We start from the raw sequence: 18210 nt of genomic DNA, 5'->3' as shown, positions 1-18210 counted from the left end.
TGACCGCCAGCAGCGAGCGGGCTCGGCGCCGTGCATGAGCCCGCCCGGTGCGGCAAGGACGTTCAATTCACCAATCTAAGGAGTGGCATCATGGGTAAACCTTACGTTCGTCTCGACAAGAACAACGCGGCAGTACTGCTCGTGGATCATCAGGCGGGCCTGCTGTCGCTGGTGCGCGACATCGACCCCGACAAGTTCAAGAACAACGTGCTGGCACTGGCCGACCTGGCGAAGTATTTCAAGCTGCCGACCATCCTCACCACGAGTTTCGAAGACGGCCCGAATGGCCCGCTGGTGCCGGAGCTCAAGGCCATGTTCCCCGATGCGCCCTACATCGCCCGGCCCGGCCAGATCAACGCCTGGGACAACGAGGACTTCGTCAAGGCGATCAAGGCAACCGGCAAGAAGCAGCTGATCATCGCTGGTGTGGTGACCGAAGTCTGCGTGGCCTTCCCGGCGCTGTCGGCCCTGGAAGAAGGCTACGAGGTGTTTGTCGTCACCGATGCCTCCGGCACGTTCAATGAGATCACGCGCCAGTCGGCCTGGGACCGCATGACGGCCGCCGGCGCGCAGCTGATGGCCTGGTTCGGCGTCGCCTGCGAGCTGCATCGCGACTGGCGCAACGACATCGAAGGACTCGGCACGCTGTTCTCCAACCATATCCCCGACTACCGCAACCTGATCACCAGTTACACCACGCTGAAATCGGGCAAGTAGCCGCCATGCAGGCAACGCCGCGGGTGCACCGGCACATGCGGCGTTGCCGATTATTTCGGGGCAGGATGGCGGCAGACTACAATCAGACGGTCTGGGGGCAACTCCCGCCCCACTCTCTTCCGTAGAAAAATACCGATGCTGACCCGCTATCTGTCCTACAGGACCGTTGCCATCCGGACGACCCTGCTTGCCTTGCTGTTTGCGCTGGCCGGCTGTGCCAGTGAGCACTACTTCGTCAATCGCCCGCTCGATACCGACAGCTTTCAGCCGCGCTACGCGGTGCGCAACCTGGCGACTGAGGACAACAGCGACAGCCTGCTGATCGTGCTGTCGTTTTCTGGCGGGGGCTATCGTGCAGCGGCGTTTTCCTACGGCGTACTCGAAACGCTGGCCAGCACCCCGATCCACTGGGAAGGCAAGGACAAGCGCCTGCTCGACGAGGTCGATTTCATCACGGGTGTGTCGGGCGGCAGCCTCACCGCCGCCTATTACACGCTCAACCGCGACCAGACCTTCACCAATTTCGAGAGCCAGGTGCTGGGTGCCGACCTGCAATCAAAGGTGCAGTGGCGCCTGCTGTCGCCACGCGGGCTGTGGCGCCAGACCTCACGCCGCTTTGGCCGCGCGGACATGCTGCAGGAGGTGCTGAACGAGCAGGTCTTCCACGACAAGACCTATGGCGACCTGCCGATGTCGCGCCCGATGCTGCTGATCAACGCCACCGAGATGAAGCTCGGCGAGCGGTTCGAATTCAGCCAGGATCAGTTCGACCTACTGTGCTCCGACCTCAGCAGCTTTCCGCTGGCGCGGGCCGTCGCGGCCTCGATGGCCGTGCCCATCGTGCTGTCGCCGATCACGCTGTGGAACCACACCGAGGACTGCCCCTGGCACGGCGCCCCGCTGCCGCTGAAGAGCCGCGTGGGCAGCCGCTCCTATGTCCACCTGCTCGACGGCGGGCTGTCGGACAACACCGGGGTCAAGACGCCGCTCGAAATCGTCGAGGCACGCGGCGGCATCATCGGCACCGCCAGGGCGGCCAATATGCACGGCATCCGCAAGCGGGTGTTCATCGTCGTCAACGCGCAGACGGCGCCGGATCTGCCGGAAGACGACAACCCCAACACCCCGGGGCTGTATCGCCAGCTCAGGGCCTTGATCAATATCCCGATCGACCTCCATTCGAGCGTCAGCGTCGAACAGCTGCGTGCCGCGACCAAGCGCTGGCAGGAGGAGCTCAAGCAGGCGAGCCGCGCCGAGGTGGGCGACACCTATGCGGTGGACAGCAGTTTCTACGTCATCGAAATCAACCTCGGTGCCGCCAAGGCACACACCAAGCTGCCCGACCTGCAAGGCATCGAGACGTCGCTGAGCATCTCACCGGAGCAGATTGCGGCGCTCAAGGCGTTTGCCAGAAACGAGCTGCAGGCCTCGCCCGAGTGGCAGCGCCTGATGAACGACCTAGCGCGCGGACGTTGATCCTAGGGTAGCTGGCGAGGTGCCCGCCACGCCTGGCTCGCCGCGTCGATTGACAGGCATGGTGCCTTGTGCCTGACCACCAGAGCCATTTGCGCCCGGCCGCCCCGCCACCTCGTCTGGCTTTCGTGCAGACGAGATGAGACGATGAGCACAAAAATCGGGCCATTAAGCCCTCATCGTCCCATCCACCGCCCTACCCATCGTAATGGTGCATCGCTATGCAGCAGGACCTCAATGATCTCTATTATTTCGTCCAGGTGGTCGACCATCACGGCTTTGCGCCGGCTGGCCGCGCGTTGGGCGTGCCCAAGTCGAAGCTGAGCCGGCGCATCGCCATGCTGGAAGAACGGCTCGGGGCCAGACTGATCCAGCGTTCCAGCCGCAGCTTTGCCGTCACCGAGCTGGGGCAGGCCTACTATGGTCGCTGCAAGGCGATGCTGATCGAGGCCGAAGCCGCGCAGACCATCATCGAATCGACCCATGCCGAGCCTTGCGGCACGGTCAGGCTGTCATGCCCGATCGCGCTGCTGCACGCCCATGTCGGCCTGATGCTGGTCGGCTTTGCCGCACACTACCCGAGCGTCAATGTTCAGCTCTCGGTCTTGAACCGCGCGGTCGATGTCGTCGCCGAGGGGCTCGACCTGGCGCTGCGCGTGCGGCCGCTACCGCTGCAGGACAGCGATCTGGCCATGCGCGTGCTCGGCTATGCCGCTCAGTGCCTGGTGGCCAGCCCGGCGTTGCTCGCGCGCCACGGCATGCCGGATACCCCGGCCGACCTGGTGTCGTGGCCCAGCCTGGGCTACGGGCCGCCGGCCGATGGCCACGTCTGGACGCTGCTCGGCCCCGACGGGGCGCAGGCCGCCCAGCACCATTCCCCGCGCTTTGTCACGACCGACATGCTGACGCTGCGCCAGGCGGCCACCGCGGGGGTCGGCGTGGTCCAGCTGCCGCTGATGATGGTGCGCGAGCAGCTGGCGAACGGCAGCCTGATCCGCTTGCTGCCCGACTGGGCGCCGCGGCGGGAGATCATCCACGTCGCCTTCCCGTCGCGGCGCGGCCTGATCCCGGCGGTGCGCAGCCTGATCGACCATCTGGCCGAGCAGTTCGCCACGGTCGAGGAAGACTGAACACCTGCCCATGCCATGAAAAAAGCCGCGGCGGCTGCCGCGGCTTTCTCTCAGTGGCCGATGCGGGTACCCATCAATCGAGCAGATCGATGTAGGCACGGCGCTGATAGCTCGCCAGCCGGGTCCACGGCAACTGGTTCGCGGCGGGCAGGCTCTCCGGCGCGATCGTGGTCTTGCTGTAGCGGCTGCCGTCGCGCGAGCTGGTTTCGATCAGCAGCGGCATCTGCTTGTCGTCGGCCCACAGCACGCGCCGGACATAGGTGTTGGTCTTCTGCTCGTACCAGCTCGCATTGGCGACCGGCGCCTTGGCGGCGAGCTTCTGCATCTTTTTCAGCTGCGCCGGGTTGATCAGGTAGTAGGCGCTGTCCCACGAGCCATCGAAACCGACTTCAGGGTAATCGCGCGGCTCGGTCTGGATGATCATCTTGTCTTCGACGCGCACGAACTGCAGGTTCAGCTGGCCACGCTCGTCGCGGACGATGTACTTGGCCGCAGCGCCGAGCGCCAGGTCGTGCTCGTGGTCGGCGTGGTCCTTGTCCTGCTTGTCGTGCGCGGCCTGCCTGGGCAGCACGCGTTCGGTCCACAGCTGGTTGCCGGCGCGGTACAGGCGTTCCTGGAAGCGGGTTTCCTTGGTGACGCCTTCGCTGCTGACGGAGCGGAACTCGTAGCTGATTGTGGCGGCGGTGTCCGTCGTGGCGGCGGCAAAGGCCTGCGGTGCGCCCAGCACCAGCGCCAGGCCGAGAAGAATGCGTTTCATGGGCTTCCCCTAAAAAAGATGGCAGTCGTCGGACGACTGCCTCAAGTGCTTCGACTAGGTATTGTTGTTGCTATCCGTGCTTAGAAGCCAAATGCCGACTTCAGGAGGCCAAACACTTTGGTGTTGTCCATCGTCCCCTTGAAGCCCTTCGCACCGGCACCGCTGGCGCCCAGCATCACGTCGCCGCCGCCGTGCGTCTCGCTGGAGAGGCGGACGCCGGTTTCCTGCAGGTAATCGTCGTGCAGCGCCTGCGTCTTGTCGGTGTCGCCGGAGACGATGCTGCTGCGCACGTCCTTGCGGTTCGGGCCGTTGCCGAATACCAGCGTGGTGTAGGTGTTGCCGTCGGCGTCCTTCGCGGGCTGGCCATCTTTGTAGTTGCGCGAGATGTCGAGGATGGGGTTGCCGCGCTTCGAGTAGCCGTTGATCGTCATCGTGTGGTCGTGGTCGGCGGTGAAGACGACCAGGGTGTTGCTCAGGTCGACCTTGCCGAGCGCGGCCTTGATGGCGTCGTCGAAGGCAATCGTGTCTTCCATCACGCGCTTGGCGTTGGTGCCGTGCAGTGCATGGTCGATGCGGCCGCCCTCGACCATCAGGAAGTAGCCGTTCGGGTTCTTGCTCAGCACGTCGATCGCCTTGACCGTCATGTCGGCCAGGCTGGGCTGGTCGAGGCTCTTCTTCACACGGTCCAGCTCGTAGTCCATGTGGTCCTTGTGGAACAGCGCGAACAGCTTGCTGGTCGACTTGGCATCGACGGCCTTCAGCTCGGTGCCGGTCGAGGCATAGGCGTAGCCCTTGGCCTTCATTTCATCGACCAGGTTGCGGCCATCGACACGCACGCCGCCAGCTGCCGGCGGCAGGAAGAACTTGTTGCCGCCGCCCATCAGCACATCCAGGCCATCCTTCAGCGCGGCGTTATAGCCCGCGCCGCCCGGCACGGCCTGCACGGCAATGTCGCTCTCGGCATCGCGGTGGCAGACATGCGAGTAGGTCACGGCCGGCGTGGCGTGGGTGATGCGGGTGGTGGTGATCGAGCCGACCGCCTTGCCCTTGGCCTTGGCCAGCTCGAGGATGGTGTCGACCGCCTTGCCGTTGCCGGCGCCGCAATTACCGGTACCGGCAGGCAGCGTCGGCGCGATGGCCTTGGTGTCGCTCGACATCGAGATGACTTCGTTGTTCATCTTCACGCCGGTCATGTAGGCGGCCATCGACGGTGCTGAGTCGGTCGTCTGCGCGTCGTTGGAGAAGGTCTTGATGCGCGCGGTGCGGGCCAGCTGCTCCATGTTCAGCGCCCCGGCTTCGCCGTACTTGTAGATGCGCGCGGCGGTGACGGTGGTCGGGCCCATGCCGTCGCCGAGGAAGAAGATGACGTTCTTGGCTTCGCCGGCGGCGTGGGCCGACATCGGCAGTGCGAGCGCGAGCAGGCTCGCGGCAATCATGCGTTGTTTCATTATTGCTATCCTTATCAATCGGCGCTTACAGGCCGGATGCCGTGCGCAGCAGCGAGAACACCTTGGTGTTGTCCATGAAGCCGGAGAACTGGTCCGCGCCCATGCCCGTGGCACCGATGAACACGTCGGTGCCGCCATGGGTTTCGGCACCTGCCGGCATGCGGATCACCGCTTCCTGGTGGTAGGTGTTGGCGAAGACGATGTCGTCGGTCAGGTCGGCGAAGGCGCCGCGGTTGCCGGCCGGGCGGTTCTCGCCGTTGCCGAAGCCGATGATGGTGAAGGGCTTGCCGTCCAGGTCCTTGGCGACGCTGCCATCGTTGTAGTTGCGCAGCAGGCCGAGCACGCCCGGGTTGGTGGCGGTGGTCTTGCCGGTGCGCTTGGCATAGCCGTTGAGCACGATGGTGTGGTCATGGTCGGCGGTGACAACGATCAGCGTGTTCTTCAGCTCCGGATCGGTCTTCTTCACCGCGTCGATCGTGGCCTTGATCGCGTTGTCGAAAGCGACGGTATCCTGCAGCGCCTTCTTGGCCGTGGTTTCGTGCAGCGCATGGTCGATGCGGCCGCCTTCCACCATCAGGAAGTAACCCTTGCTGTTCTTCTGCAGCATGCCGAGCGCCTTCAGCGTCATCTCGGACAGGCTCGGTTCCTTGGCGTTGTCGCGGTCGAGGTCATAGCTCATGTGGCTGCTGGTGAACAGGCCAACCGCCTTGGCCGCCTTGGCCGGGTCGATCGCGTCAAAGTCGGTGCGGCTCAGCGCAACGTTGTAGCCCTTGGCCTTCAGCTCTGCCGTCAGATCGCGCTTGTCGGTACGCTTGCCACCCGCATCGGTGGTAGTGAAGAACTGCTTGCCGCCGCCGAACACGACATCGACGCCGTCACCGAGTGCGGTGTTGTAACCCGTGCCGCCCGGCACCAGTTGCGCGGCGATGTCGCTCTCGGCATCGCGGTGGCAGACGTGCGAATAGGTGGCGGCCGGCGTGGCGTGGGTGACGCGGGTGGTGGTGACCACACCGGTCGCGCGGCCGGCGGCCTTCGCGAGTTCGAGGATCGTGGCGACCGGCTTGCCGTTGCCGGTGCCGCAGTTGCCGGTGCCGGCGGCGACGTTCGGGTCGATCGCCTTGGTGTCGGCCGACATCGAGATGACTTCGTTGTTCATCTTGACGCCGGTCATGTAGGCCGACATCGACGGTGCCGAGTCGGTCACCTGCGAGTCGTTGGAGAAGGTTTTCACGAAGCCGGTTTCCGGCAGCGTGTCCATCGTCAGCTCGCCATCTTCGCCAGCGGCGTAGATGCGCGAGGCGGTCATGGTGTTGATGCCCATGCCGTCACCCAGGAAGAAGATCACGTTCTTCGGTTGTGCCGACGTCTGCTCGCTATCGTTCGAGTTGCAGGCCACCAGCACGAAGGCCGTGGCGAGCAGGCTCGCAATCAAAGTTGGTTTCATGGTGTTTCCTTTGTTAGGACGGCCCGGATAATACGAGGCGAATTTTTCGCGCACGTTACCGTTCCATGAAACATCTGCGACAGCGCACACGCCGCGCACATGGCCGGGCTCACGGCAGATCGATGGCTGCATTTGCAGCAAGCCGCACCCCTTGATTACCGGATTCGCATGGCTGCACCCCTCGCGCCGCCAGGCGCCCGGCTCGATCGCAAGCCAGCCGTGCCGGCACCGGCCGCAGCCGGCAAGCCCTGCGGCCCCGCCGCCGCGCCAGCGCCGCGACTTGTCATCTTCGCGCAACACGCCCCACCTACACTGCCGCCCGAGCGCCCCGCCAGACGGGCATCCCCACCCGCCAACAGATCAAGAGAAACCCGCCCATGAGCAAATACGACATCGACGACGAAGGCCTGTCGAACCCATCCGCCAACCCGACCTTCGAATCCGTGCTCGGTGCGCGCCTGTCGCGCCGCCAGCTGCTGCAAGGCGGCCTGTCGGCGATGGCGGCCGGCTTCTTCGGCGGCGGCCTGAGCGCCTGCGCCAGCACCGAGGCCAGCGGCCCGGCCGCAGCCGGTGGCCGCGCCCCGCTCGGTTTCACGCCGATTGCCGCCTCGTTTGCCGATAGCGTGCGCGTGGCCAAGGGCTACAGCGCCCATGTGTTCGTCCGCTGGGGCGACCCGATCGGCGACACGCTGGGCAGCCCGGCCTTCATCGCCGATGCATCGAACAGCGCGAACGAGCAGTGCCTGCAGTTTGGCATGCACCATGACGGCATGAGCTACTTCCCGCTGCCGTTCGGCTCGCAGAGCTCGGCCAGCGGCCTGATGGCGGTCAACCACGAATACATCGACCGCGGCCTCTTGCATCCGGCCGAGCCCGGCTTCAGCCACACGCCGGAGCAGGTGCAGAAGGAAATCAATGCGCACGGCGTCTCGGTGTTCGAGGTCCAGCAAGGCGCCAATCGCCAGTGGTCGGTCAAGCGCCCGTCGAAGTACGCGCGCCGCATTACCGCCGACACGCCGATCCGCGTCAGCGGCCCGGCCAGGGGTCATGCGCTGCTCAAGACGGAATTCAACCCGCAAGGCGACGAGGTGCTCGGCACCTTCGGCAACTGCGCCAATGGCATGACGCCGTGGGGCACCTACCTGACCTGCGAAGAGAATTTTAACGGCTATTTCACCAACTACAGCGACGACATCACGCCGGACCAGAAGCGCTACGGCATCAGCATGAAGGGCAACGGCTACGAGTGGACCAAGGCCGGCGGCCTGAACCTGCGCTTCGACGCCGGCCTGCACCCGAACGAGCCAAACCGCTTCGGCTGGGTGGTCGAGATCGACCCGTTCGAGCCGAATGCAATGCCGGTCAAGCGCACCGCGCTGGGCCGCGTCAAGCACGAGAACGCGGCCGTCACCGTGGCGGCCGATGGCCGCGTGGTGGTCTACATGGGTGACGACGAGCGCTTCGAATACATCTACAAGTTCGTCAGCGAAGGCAGGTACGACGCCACCGACCGCAAGAAGAACCTCGACCTGCTCGACCGTGGCACGCTCTATGTCGCGAAGTTCAACGACGACGGCTCGGGCGAATGGCTGCCGCTGACGACCGGCAACCCCAGGCTCGCAGCGTTCAAGGACCAGGGCGAAATCTGCATCCGCACACGCCAGGCGGCCGATGCGGCAGGCGCCACCAAGATGGACCGCCCCGAATGGATCGCCGTCAACCCGCTGACCCGGCAGGTGTACTGCACGCTGACCAACAACTCGAAGCGCGAAGCCACCGACAAGGCCAACCCGCGCGCCAAAAACACCCACGGCCACATCATCCGCTGGAGCGAGAGCGATGCAGCCGACACCCGCTTCAACTGGGACATCTTCGTCATGGCGGGCGACCCGGCGAGCCAGATCGCCAGCAACCAGGGCAATATCAAGGGCGACCTGTTCAGCGCACCCGACGGCATCGCCTTCGACCGCCGCGGCGTGCTGTGGATCGAGACCGATGTCTCGACCAGCGCCATGTTCCACCCCGAGCACGCGCCCAGGAGCGCCGAGCACCAGCATTTCGGCAACAACCAGGTGCTGGCCGTCGACCCGGCCGATGGCGTGGTCAAGCGCTTCCTCACCGGCCCGGTGGGCTGCGAGCTGACCGGCTTCACCATGACGCCGGACGGCAGGACGCTGTTCGTCAACATCCAGCACCCGGGCGAGCCGCTCGACGAGAAAACCGAGTTCAATAACCCGAAGCACCCCACCCGCTACAGCAGCTGGCCCGACAACGGCCGCCCACGCTCGGCCACCCTCGTGATCCAGAAGGATGATGGCGGCGTGATCGGCCTGTAAGGCAATACTGGCGCGGTGCTCAGCCTGGCTGGAAGCCGCGCCGGCATTGGCTCGAGAGAGTCTTTTCCTGTTGATTCGCCGGCCCCGCCGGCGATTTTTTTAAAACTGCTGAGCTTGGGTTTACCCAAGCCAGCAAGTTCTTATCTGGGACATCCGCAGGACGGCACAGGCAGAACGGCTGAGCTTGGGCCTGCCCAAGCCAGCAAGCCCCTATCTGGGACGGCTGCAGGCGCCCAGACGGAACGGTCGAGCCTGGATTTACCCAAACCAACGGTGCCTTGACCAAAGCAGCCACAAGCACCTCAAACCACGCCATCGGGCCCGACAGGCAAGTCACCTGCCCGCACCTTACTCCACCTCAAAGCCGGCATCGACAATCGCCTGGCGGATGTCGTCCTCGGACAGCATCGCACCATGTTCGACACTGGCCTCCGCCCGCTCCAGCGACACCTCGACCAGCCCCAGACAGGGCAGATCCTGAATCGCGTTGACCACGCTGCGCACGCACTCCGGCCCGCTCATGCCCGAAACCTTGAAAACGGATGTTCGCATCCCTTCCTCCTGACTGCCCCCGCGTAGCCGAATGCCGCGCCGGGGGCTCACGTTCCCGCTTTCCAAACTATAATCGACAAGACTTGTGTTCGGATGACCTTGCCGGTGACAGCAGTGAACAATAACAACCGATCTTCGCTGGCTCGGGCGCGCCTGGCGGCAGGTCTCACCTTTGCCACCGGGGCGATGATCAGCGCGGGGCTCGCCTGGCAATACCAGCACGGCATCGATACCCGCCAGCAGACGGCCGCCAGGATGCTCGCCGTACGCATCGCGGACGAGCTGCAGACCCGCGCGGCACGCGCCAACGATGTGCTGTATTCGCTACGCCTGCTGATGCCGGCCGACGGCCGCATCAACCGCATCGAGTTCCATCGCCTGGTCCATCAGCTTGGCTTGCGCAACCGCCTGCCCGAGGTCGATAGCGTCGGCTATGCGCAGCTGGCCCATACGGACGAGCTGCCGCAGCTCGAGGCCAGCATGCGCCAGGATGCCTCGCTCAACGGCATCGGCTACCCGGAGGTCAAGCTCGTGGCGACGGCTGGCCGTCGCGACTACCTGATCCTGACCTACCTGGTGCCGCCACGTAACCACGACCGGCGGCTCGGCACCGATCTGCTGGCGCCGGGCAGCGGCCTGCGGGCAGCCGACCTGAGCAACGGCCCGCTCACCCTTCCGCAGGGGCAAGGGCTCGATAAACTGAGCGCACAGCAGGTTTCCATCGGCCTGCCGCTGACCTATGGCGCCGCGTCCGGCGCCCGATCCACGCAGGTGGAAGGCCTGCTGCTGATGAACCTCGACCTGTCGGAGCGCTACGATCAGCTCGCCGACATGGCCCATGGCGTCGATCTCGGCATCCGCATACTCGGGCCGACTACCGACAACAGCCTGACTCCCATCTTCCACAGCCCGGAGCTGCCTGGCCTGCGTGGCGGCGCCCCGCTAGGCGTGGCCTCGTTCGCGCTCCATGGCCGCCCCTGGCGCGTCGAATGCGTCACGCTGGCGAGCGGCCCGGATACGGCAAGCTGGCTGATCCTGCTGGCGGGCCTCGTTATCAGTGCCGCCACAGCCTGGCTGCAGGGGCGCCAGCGCCGCCGTTACCTGACGACGCAGCAGACTGCGGCCCAGTTGCGCGCCCAGCTGCAGCAGCAGCGCTTGCGGGGGCACTGGCAACAGACCGCGCTCGACCGCAGCACAGACGCAGTCCTGCTCGTCGATCGCGATGGTCAGGTCGAAGCCTGCAACCAGACTGCCGCCGCACTGCTCGGCCAGAGTGGTGAGAGCATCGCCGGGCAGGCGCTGAGCGAGCTGGGCCTGCTGCGGCAAGGCGACCTGGCGGAGCTGCAGCACCGCATCAGCTCCGGGCAGGCGGCCGATTTCCAGGTCGAACAGAGCATCAACGGCGAGGCTCGCTGGCTGGACATCCGCACCCAGGCTCTGGACGAGATCCCGCGGCGCCATGAGATCCAGCTCGTGCGCGACATCAGCAAGGCACGCATAGAGCAGCGCACGATGCGCGACCTCGGGCAGATGGTGCGCGACCTGACGGAGCTGTCGTCGGACTGGCACTGGGAAGCCGATGTCGAATACCGCATCACCCAGCTCTCCCGGGGCGCCTTCGACCTCCTCGGCCTGGAGCCGGAGCAGGTGCTGGGCCACCGCCGCTGGGAACTGCCAGGCTACGAGGCCGACCCACAGGCGGAAGCGGCCAATCGCCACGCGGTACGCCAGCGCCTAGCCTTCCGCGATTTCGTTTACCGCTTCAACATGCCTCGCGGCGAGGTTCGCTACATCAGCACTAGCGGCACCCCCTCCTACGACGAGCAGGGCCAGTTCCAGGGCTACCGCGGCACCGGGCGGGACATCACCGCCACCAAGCTGGCCGAGGCGGCGTTGTTCGAGGAAAAGGAGCGCGCCCAGGTCACGCTGGAGTCCCTGGGCGAAGGCGTGATCACCACCGATACCGACGGCAATATCCGCTACCTCAACCCGATCGCCATCCAGTTGACGGGCTGGTCGGCCGCCGAAGCCATCGGCAAGCCCTCCTCCTTCGTCTTCAAGGTGGTGGATGAATCCAGCCACGAGCAGCTGCCCGACCCGATTCTGGCCGCACTCAAGGCCGGCCACCCGGTCAGCTACGGCACGCGCACCGAGATGATCCGCCTCGATGGCGAGGAATTCGCGATCGAGGGCAGTGCCTCGCCGATTCGGGGCCGCAATGGCCAGCTGATCGGCGGCGTGCTGGTGTTCCGCGATGTCAGCCAGTCGCGCGAGCTGGCGGCCAAGCTCACCTACCAGGCCACGCACGATGCGCTGACGGGCCTGCTCAACCGCCGCGAATTCGAGCATCGGCTGAAGCATCTGCTGACGCAGCACCATGTGGGCGACCTCCACGCCCTGCTCTACATCGACCTTGACCAGTTCAAGATCGTCAACGACACCTGCGGCCACATTGCCGGCGACGAGCTGCTCAAGCAGCTGGCCGGCCTGATGCACGCGCAGCTGCGCACGACCGACACCTTCGCCCGCATGGGCGGCGACGAATTCGCGGTATTGCTCGAACGCTGCAATACCACGGTCGCCTCGCGCATCGCCGAGCAGCTGCGGGCGGTCGTCGCCGATTTTCACTTTGCCTGGGAGGACAAGCTGTTCTCGGTGGGCACCAGCATCGGCCTCGTGAGCTTCTCCGGCAGCCAGCTCGACCACGCGGCGCTGATGAGCGCGGCCGATACCGCCTGCTACCTGGCCAAGGAGAAGGGGCGCAACCGCGTGCATGTGCACCATGCGGAAGACATCGAGGTCGCCCAGCGCCATGGCGAGATGGAATGGGTCGGCCGCCTGCACAAGGCGCTCAACGAAGACCGCTTCCAGCTCTATTTCCAGCGCATCGAGCCGATCAGCACGGCCGAGGACGGGGCGCATTTCGAGGTACTGGTGCGCATGATCGACGAGTCCGGCAATTCCGTCCCGCCGGGGAGCTTCATCCCAGCCGCCGAGCGCTACAACCTGATGCCGGCCATCGATCGCTGGATCGTGCGCCATGTGTTCGACTTCCTGGCCGAAAACCGCACCCGCCTGCCAAAGATCGCCGTCTGCGCCATCAACCTGTCCGGCGCGTCGATCGGCGACGACGGCTTTCTCGCCATCCTCAAGCCGATGTTCGACGAATATCGCATCCCGCACGGCATGATCTGCTTCGAGGTCACGGAGACGGCCGCCATCGCCAACCTGAACCGTGCCTCGCAGTTCGTGCGCGAGCTGAAGTCGCTCGGCTGCCGGTTTGCACTGGACGACTTTGGCAGCGGCATGTCGAGCTTCGGCTATCTCAAGCACCTGCCGGTCGACTATCTAAAAATCGACGGGGGCTTCGTCAAGGACATGCTGCAGGACCCGATCGACACGGCGATGGTGGAAGCCATCAACAGCATCGGCCACGTGATGGGTCTCAAGACCATCGCCGAGTTTGTCGAGAACGACGGCATTCTCGCCCGCCTGCAGAGCATCGGCGTGGACTTTGCGCAGGGTTACGGCATTGCAAAGCCTTTGCCTATCGACACCCTCATCGAGTATTGAAATATGCAATCCCCACATTGCGCAGCAGCCACTAACATTCGATATAACGAATATTTTTGGTGCACGAGATGGATACAACCCTGGACCAGCACCCCTGCCTGAAACAGGCCCATAACCGCGCCGAACTGTGCGGTCTGCTGGCCATGCGCGGCGGACGCGGCCACAGGCCGCTCGGGCAGCATCTGCTGCAGGCCAACCTGGTCAGCCCGGAGCGCCTGACCTTGGCGCTCGGCATGCAAAAGAAACTGGGAGGCAAGAAGCTCGGCGACATCCTCGTCACCAGCGGCTCGCTGAGCCAGAACGATCTCGATGTCGCGCTGGTCGAGGCTCTCGACGTGCCGCGCGTGGCCCTCAAGGATTTCGACGTCGACCCTGCCGCCGCGCCCCTGCTGGGCGACGGCCTGATCCAGCGTTATCGTGTGCTGCCCTTGATGGTGTTCGAGGATTCGCTGGTCGTCGCGTCAGACCACATCCTGCCAAGCGAAACGGTCGATGCCCTGCGTTTCGCCACACAGCGTCGCATCGTCCAGACCATCGTCAGCAACCACGACCTCGAAACAGCCCTGGGCCGGGACTATCAGGGGCTCGCGGAAAACTTCAACCTGTCGCAGTTCGAGGCGCAGCGGGACGAGGCCGATAACGACCAGGCCTGGGCACGCGAGGCCGAGCTGGCGGCCCAGCAGCAGCCCATCGTCAAGCTGGTCGACTCCATCCTGTACCACGGCATCCAGCAGAAAGCCTCGGATATCCACCTGCGCCCCGAGCACAGCCAGATCGAGCTGCTCTACCGAATCGACGGCACGCTGGTCAAGGCCAGGCAGTTTCCCAAGTCCGTCCTGTCGGCACTGGTCAGCCGCATCAAGATTCTGGCCAGCCTGAACATCGCAGAACGGCGGCTGCCGCAGGATGGGCGAGTCCGTTTCAATGCAAACGGCAATAACGTCGACCTGCGCGTCTCAATCATCCCGGTGCACAACGGCGAGAGCGTGGTCATTCGTGTGCTCAACAAGAACCAGGGCATGCGCAGCGTGCATGAGCTTGGCCTGAAGGCAGAGGACGAGGCGCGGCTGCTCAACACCCTCAACCGCTCGCACGGCATCCTACTGGTTACCGGCCCAACCGGCTCGGGCAAGTCGACGACGCTGTATGCCGCCCTGCAGGAAATCTACAAGACCAACAGCAACATCATCACGGTCGAGGACCCGGTCGAATACGACATGCCCGGCGTGCGCCAGATCGAGGTCATGCCCAATATCGGCTATAGCTTCGCCCGCGCGCTGCGCGCCATCCTGCGCCACGACCCGGATACGGTGATGATCGGCGAGATGCGCGACGGCGAAACCTGCAAGATCGCGGTCGAAAGCGCCTTGACGGGCCATCTGGTGCTGTCCACCCTGCATACCAACGATGCCGCGAGTTCCATCGTGCGCCTGATGGAAATCGGCGTGGAACCTTACATGATCCGCGCAGCGCTGATCGGCGTCATGGCACAGCGCCTGGTCCGCCTGAACTGCCCGCATTGCCTCGGCCCCGAGGATGTCCCGCCGCTGATGCGCGAGCACCTGCAGATCGGGCCGGACGAGCAGTTCGTTGCCGGGCAAGGCTGTGATCTCTGCCACGGCACCGGCTTTGCCGGCCGCCAGGCGGTGTACGAACTGCTGACGGTTGACGATGCCCTGCGCAACCACATTCACGCCGAAACCTCCGCCGACGAGCTCCATGAGCTGGCAATCGCCCACGGCATGACACCGATGTCGGCCAACGGCATGGAGCTGGCGCGGCAGCACAAGGTATCGGTCGCCGAGGTATACCGCGCTTGCATGTAGCCACCGCCAACCGCCCTTGACCCGTCGTTTTCAGGGCATCGCCCCCGGCCTCGGGGTATCATCGCGCCATTCGTCCTCTCGATGACCGCAATGCCCCCTATCGTCGTTACCCATGTCGGCCCGCATCTCGCGCCGCAAGCGCAGGCGCTGGCCGACGAGCTGGCCCTGCCCTGCCTCGACGCGCCGCCGCCAGGCTGCCCCTACGCACTCACCCTGACCGATACCCGCCTGGAGCTGCGCAGCCTGGGCAAAGGCGCGCCAGGCCCCATCTACGTCGATTTTGTCGAAGGCGCCAATGCCCATCGCCGCAAGTTCGGCGGCGGCCGCGGCCAGTTGCTGCCCAAGGCAGCGGGCCTCAAAGGCGACTATTTTCCGGACGTCGTCGACGCCACCGCCGGCCTGGGCCGGGATGCGTTTGTGCTGGCCAGCCTGGGGTGCCGCGTGCGTATGCTCGAGCGCTCCCCCATCGCCTATGCCCTGCTGCGCGACGGCCTGGCGCGCGCGCGCGCGGATGCCGACACAGCGGAGATCGCGGACAGGCTATCCTTGTATCGTACCGAGGCGACATCCTGGCTCGATGGCCTGCCGGAAGCAGAACGCCCGGATGTGATCGTCGTCGACCCGATGTTTCCCGATCGGGGCAAGGCCGCCCTGGCAAAAAAGGAAATGCAGGCCTTCCAGCTGCTGATCGGTGATGATCTTGACGCGCCGACCTTACTGCTAGGCGCCCTTGCCACGGCGAAGCGACGCGTCATCGTGAAGCGGCCACGGCTGGCGGAGATCATTGACGGCCCCAAGCCCGCGACGCAGATCATGGGGCAAAGCACGCGTTTCGACGTTTACGTCATTCATGCGCCTTGCTGAGCCGCCCACGGGATACTCAGCCAGGCTGATGGCCTCCTCACAGCCGTTGACAACAGGAGCAACGAAATGCACGCCATCCCCACCACCATGCGAGCGGTTCGCGCAAGCGAGCCGGGCGACGCCAGCGTGCTGCGTGTCGAAGCCGCACCAGTGCCCCGGCCTGGGCCGGGCGAAGTGCTGATCGAGGTCGCAGCCAGCGGTCTCAATCGGCTGGACCTCTTCCAGCGGCAAGGCAGCTATCCGCCGCCGCCAGGCGCCTCCGACATCCTCGGGCTGGAGGTGGCGGGCACCGTGGTTGCAATCGGCCAGGGTGTGGGCGATGTAGCGATCGGCGACCGGGTTTGCGCACTGTTGCAAGGCGGTGGCTACGCCGACTATTGCGTGGCCCCGGCAGCGCTCTGCCTGCCGGTGCCGGATGGCTGGAGCCTGGTGGAGGCGGCCTCGTTGCCCGAAGCACTGTTCACCGTCTGGAGCAACGTTTTCATGCGCGCGGCGATCGCACCGGGCGAGTCGCTGTTGGTGCAAGGCGGCGCCAGCGGCATCGGTACGGCTGCGATCCAGCTCGCCACGGCATTTGGTCATGAGGTCTACGCCACGGCAGGCAGCGACGAGAAATGCCATGCATGTGAAGCACTGGGGGCCCGCCGTGCAGTCAACTACCGGCAGGCGGACTTCGAACGGGTCGTCAAGGATGCAACGGCTGGCCGTGGCGTCGATGTGATCCTGGACATGGTAGGCGGCAGCTATATACCGCGCGAACTGCGCACCCTGGCCGACGACGGGCGCCTATGCCTGATCGCCTTTCTTGATGGAGCCAAGACCGAGGTCAATCTGGCGGAGATGCTGCGTCGTCGCCTCACCCTCACCGCCTCGACGCTGCGGCCCCGCAACGTGGCCTTCAAGGCCACCATTGCCCACGCCCTGCATGAACGTGTCTGGCCCTTGCTGAAACACCGCACCGTCGAGCCACAGATCTGGGCGACACATCCACTTGAGCGGGTGGCGCAAGCCCACCAGCAACTGGAGAGCGGCGAGCACATCGGCAAGATCGTCTTGACGCTGCGCTGATGCAAGTCCGCACGCGCTGCTATAACGATATTACAGCCACCTCTGATATAGGCCGGCGATGCTGACCGAACCGCTCTCGAGCTTTGATGCCTGGGTCCAATACCTGTCCCAGGTCGATATCCCGGTGCTCCGCCGCACCAACGAGGAAATGGCGCGCTTGCAGGCCGCCGAGGATGAAATTACCGGCCACGACATCGCGCGCGCCCTGCTCCACGATCCGCTCATGACTCTCAAGGTACTGCGCTTCCTGCAAGATCGCCGGCGCCAGAGCCAACACACGGATGTGACGACCACGGCACATGCATTGATGATGGTCGGCACGACACCATTCTTTCGCCACTTTGCGGCTCAAGCCTCGGTCGAAGACCGGCTGCGCGACGAGCCAGTCGCCTTGGCAGGGTTGATGCGTGTGATGAGCCGCGCCTATCACGCGGCCATTTATGCCCGCGACTGGGCCACGCTGCGCCATGACATCGAGGTCGACGAGATCTGCTCCGCCGCGCTCCTGCACGACACCGCCGAAATGCTGCTGTGGTTTACAGCGCCGCGCCTCGCGATCGAGATTCGGGAACGCCAGGCGCGCGACCCGGGGCTACGCAGCGCCGACGCCCAGCGCCAGGTGCTGGGCTTCCCGCTGCAAGAGCTTGAGCTGGCCTTAGCACGCGAATGGAAGCTCCCGGCACTATTGGCCACGCTGGTAGACGATCGCCATGCCAACGAGCCGCGTACGCGCACGGTGAAGCTCGCGGTCTCGCTGGCCCGTCACTCGGCCGATGGCTGGCGCGATGCGGCGCTGCCGGACGACTACAAGGCCATCACCGAACTCCTACATATGTCGCCAGCCGATGCTCGCCTGCACCTGTTGCGCAGCACCCTCTTTGCCGCTCAAGGTGCCAGTTGGTATGGCTGGCCACCCGCGGCGCGCTGGCTCCCCCTGCTAGATACCGCCTGAGCATCAGCCCGGCTGGGCCGTTGTAGCGCGCCACACATCCCGCTATAGTCATCCATCCACGCGCATCTGT

13 protein-coding genes are annotated in these 18210 nt (G+C 65.1%); 9 read left to right on the top strand and 4 right to left on the bottom strand.

From position 1 onward, the window contains the following. Window positions 1-90: 90 nt before the first annotated feature. The 3 genes from ycaC (at window position 91) to ABWL39_RS10095 (ending at window position 3320) form a co-directional block, all read left to right on the top strand. Entirely contained in the window at window positions 91-717 is a 627-nt protein-coding gene (gene ycaC, locus ABWL39_RS10105) for an isochorismate family cysteine hydrolase YcaC (protein ID WP_367789960.1), read from the top strand. A gap of 135 nt (window positions 718-852) precedes the next feature. Continuing rightward, window positions 853-2193, top strand: coding sequence for a patatin-like phospholipase family protein (locus tag ABWL39_RS10100; protein WP_367789957.1), 1341 nt, complete (start codon window positions 853-855; stop codon window positions 2191-2193). Between the two features lie 218 nt (window positions 2194-2411). Then, complete coding sequence (locus tag ABWL39_RS10095) at window positions 2412-3320, top strand: LysR family transcriptional regulator (RefSeq protein WP_367789953.1); 909 nt, start codon at window positions 2412-2414, stop codon at window positions 3318-3320. Between the two features lie 73 nt (window positions 3321-3393). On the opposite strand, the gene ABWL39_RS10090 is transcribed toward ABWL39_RS10095, so the two are convergent. From ABWL39_RS10090 to ABWL39_RS10080, 3 genes are all read right to left on the bottom strand, one after another. After that, window positions 3394-4077, bottom strand: coding sequence for a hypothetical protein (locus ABWL39_RS10090; protein WP_367789950.1), 684 nt, complete (start codon window positions 4075-4077; stop codon window positions 3394-3396). A gap of 80 nt (window positions 4078-4157) precedes the next feature. Beyond that, on the bottom strand, window positions 4158-5534 hold the full coding sequence (locus tag ABWL39_RS10085) for an alkaline phosphatase (protein WP_367789985.1): 1377 nt from the start codon (window positions 5532-5534) through the stop codon (window positions 4158-4160). Between the two features lie 16 nt (window positions 5535-5550). Next, window positions 5551-6969 (bottom strand): alkaline phosphatase, encoded by a 1419-nt coding sequence (locus ABWL39_RS10080; protein WP_367789948.1) that lies wholly within the window; start codon window positions 6967-6969, stop codon window positions 5551-5553. Window positions 6970-7346: 377 nt separating this feature from the next. Between ABWL39_RS10080 and ABWL39_RS10075 the strand changes: the two genes are divergently transcribed. Continuing rightward, window positions 7347-9305: a PhoX family phosphatase gene (locus tag ABWL39_RS10075; protein ID WP_367789945.1), complete on the top strand. Its 1959-nt coding sequence runs from the start codon at window positions 7347-7349 to the stop codon at window positions 9303-9305. Window positions 9306-9653: 348 nt separating this feature from the next. Here ABWL39_RS10075 and ABWL39_RS10070 read toward each other — a convergent pair whose 3' ends face one another. Beyond that, complete coding sequence (locus ABWL39_RS10070; protein ID WP_367789942.1) at window positions 9654-9857, bottom strand: heavy-metal-associated domain-containing protein; 204 nt, start codon at window positions 9855-9857, stop codon at window positions 9654-9656. 114 nt (window positions 9858-9971) lie between these two features. Here ABWL39_RS10070 and ABWL39_RS10065 point away from each other — a divergent pair, with 114 nt between their 5' ends. The 5 genes from ABWL39_RS10065 to ABWL39_RS10045 all read left to right on the top strand — a co-directional run bounded on the left by ABWL39_RS10065 (window position 9972) and on the right by ABWL39_RS10045 (window position 18140). Further along, the gene (locus ABWL39_RS10065) at window positions 9972-13430 is read left to right on the top strand and encodes an EAL domain-containing protein (protein WP_367789939.1); all 3459 of its coding nucleotides are present in this window, start codon (window positions 9972-9974) and stop codon (window positions 13428-13430) included. Window positions 13431-13498: 68 nt separating this feature from the next. After that, on the top strand, window positions 13499-15256 hold the full coding sequence (locus tag ABWL39_RS10060) for a GspE/PulE family protein (RefSeq protein ID WP_367789936.1): 1758 nt from the start codon (window positions 13499-13501) through the stop codon (window positions 15254-15256). A gap of 90 nt (window positions 15257-15346) precedes the next feature. Beyond that, window positions 15347-16120: a class I SAM-dependent methyltransferase gene (locus ABWL39_RS10055; RefSeq protein ID WP_367789933.1), complete on the top strand. Its 774-nt coding sequence runs from the start codon at window positions 15347-15349 to the stop codon at window positions 16118-16120. Between the two features lie 87 nt (window positions 16121-16207). After that, complete coding sequence (locus ABWL39_RS10050) at window positions 16208-17188, top strand: NAD(P)H-quinone oxidoreductase (protein WP_367789981.1); 981 nt, start codon at window positions 16208-16210, stop codon at window positions 17186-17188. Between the two features lie 58 nt (window positions 17189-17246). Beyond that, a complete protein-coding gene (locus ABWL39_RS10045; RefSeq protein ID WP_367789930.1) occupies window positions 17247-18140 on the top strand; it encodes an HDOD domain-containing protein in 894 nt (297 codons plus the stop codon). Window positions 18141-18210 lie beyond the last annotated feature (70 nt).

It is taken from the genome of Chitinivorax sp. PXF-14 (assembly GCF_040812015.1).
In the GTDB taxonomy this organism is placed as follows: domain Bacteria; phylum Pseudomonadota; class Gammaproteobacteria; order Burkholderiales; family SCOH01; genus JBFNXJ01.
Note: the sequence above shows the minus strand (reverse complement) of the source record. Positions and strands in the feature narration are given on the sequence as shown.

Coding starts and splice junctions, on each gene's coding strand:
- ycaC (WP_367789960.1), top strand. CDS start 91: ATGGGTAAACCTTACGTTCGTCTCGACAAGAACAACGCGGCAGTACTG.
- ABWL39_RS10100 (WP_367789957.1), top strand. CDS start 853: ATGCTGACCCGCTATCTGTCCTACAGGACCGTTGCCATCCGGACGACC.
- ABWL39_RS10095 (WP_367789953.1), top strand. CDS start 2,412: ATGCAGCAGGACCTCAATGATCTCTATTATTTCGTCCAGGTGGTCGAC.
- ABWL39_RS10090 (WP_367789950.1), bottom strand. CDS start 4,077: ATGAAACGCATTCTTCTCGGCCTGGCGCTGGTGCTGGGCGCACCGCAG.
- ABWL39_RS10080 (WP_367789948.1), bottom strand. CDS start 6,969: ATGAAACCAACTTTGATTGCGAGCCTGCTCGCCACGGCCTTCGTGCTG.
- ABWL39_RS10075 (WP_367789945.1), top strand. CDS start 7,347: ATGAGCAAATACGACATCGACGACGAAGGCCTGTCGAACCCATCCGCC.
- ABWL39_RS10070 (WP_367789942.1), bottom strand. CDS start 9,857: ATGCGAACATCCGTTTTCAAGGTTTCGGGCATGAGCGGGCCGGAGTGC.
- ABWL39_RS10060 (WP_367789936.1), top strand. CDS start 13,499: ATGGATACAACCCTGGACCAGCACCCCTGCCTGAAACAGGCCCATAAC.
- ABWL39_RS10055 (WP_367789933.1), top strand. CDS start 15,347: ATGCCCCCTATCGTCGTTACCCATGTCGGCCCGCATCTCGCGCCGCAA.
- ABWL39_RS10050 (WP_367789981.1), top strand. CDS start 16,208: ATGCGAGCGGTTCGCGCAAGCGAGCCGGGCGACGCCAGCGTGCTGCGT.
- ABWL39_RS10045 (WP_367789930.1), top strand. CDS start 17,247: ATGCTGACCGAACCGCTCTCGAGCTTTGATGCCTGGGTCCAATACCTG.